The organism is Anoxybacillus sp. LAT27 (assembly GCF_022030075.1).
In the GTDB taxonomy this organism is placed as follows: Bacteria; Bacillota; Bacilli; order Bacillales; family Anoxybacillaceae; genus Anoxybacillus; species Anoxybacillus kestanbolensis.
Genome location: NZ_JAIWYK010000041.1, coordinates 1 through 857, shown reverse-complemented (window position 1 = coordinate 857; position 857 = coordinate 1). Strand labels below are relative to the sequence as shown.

Sequence of the window (857 nt, the reverse complement as noted above, 5' to 3'; positions counted from 1 at the left end):
CATTTGGCGGTTATGTTTTGTTTCATGACGGAACGATGTACGTATTGGCGTTTACGATCGGTTTGTTGGAATGGTGGTTATTTAGCGGTGAAGAGTGGCTGAAAACGCCGCTTCTCTTTTGTTTCGGGTGTAGCGTTGCAGCTAGTTTAGAAGCAGGGGATATGTTCTTACTTCTTTTCGTTTTAGCGATCGGCATTTTGGCATATATGTATCATACAAAAAACGAGCGAGCCAATGCACATTAGGCTCGCCTTTTCTCTTTATTCCACGCCAAACCGATGTAAAATTTGTTTCAGCTGATTGACGTTTTCCGCCAACACGGCTGCTTCTTTCGCAAGTTGATGGACGCTCATCGCTTGTTGTTCAAGACCCTTTTCCCCTTATCTCAAATATACACAATTTTCAAACAATAAAAAAGTCATAAAAAAGAAAAAGGAACAAATGATAAAAAGGGGAGGTGGCACAATGACTCAATCGAAACGACAAAAAGAGCGACAATGGACCGTTCGTAAGCAAGCGCAAAATGAACCGCACGGGAAAGTGAAGTCGTTTGAACAACTAGCAAAAGAGGAAAAATAAATGGAAAAGGCTGTCCCAAGGAAGTTTGTGACAGCCTTTTGCATCGTTATTTTGCTTTTAGTGCACGAATTTCGTTTTCATGATTAATCACGCAGGAAACCCCTGCTTTCAAGCATGGGGAGGAATGCGTTTTTTTTTGTTTATTTTTCACTAAAAAAATATAAAATAAAATTAGTGAAAGGTGGTGAGGACATGAAATTGACTTTAACAGCAAAAATTAAAATTTTACCGACATCTGAACAAGAACAACTTCTTCAAAAAACGATGCAAGCATATCG

At 39.2% G+C, this 857-nt stretch carries 1 protein-coding gene and 1 pseudogene; both read left to right on the top strand.

Annotated elements, in window-relative coordinates:
- Positions 1-245: pseudogene (locus LD028_RS02300) on the top strand (hypothetical protein); the annotation flags it as partial.
- 220 nt (positions 246-465) lie between these two features.
- Entirely contained in the window at positions 466-579 is a 114-nt protein-coding gene (locus LD028_RS02295) for a DUF6254 family protein (protein ID WP_003396753.1), read from the top strand.
- Positions 580-857 lie beyond the last annotated feature (278 nt).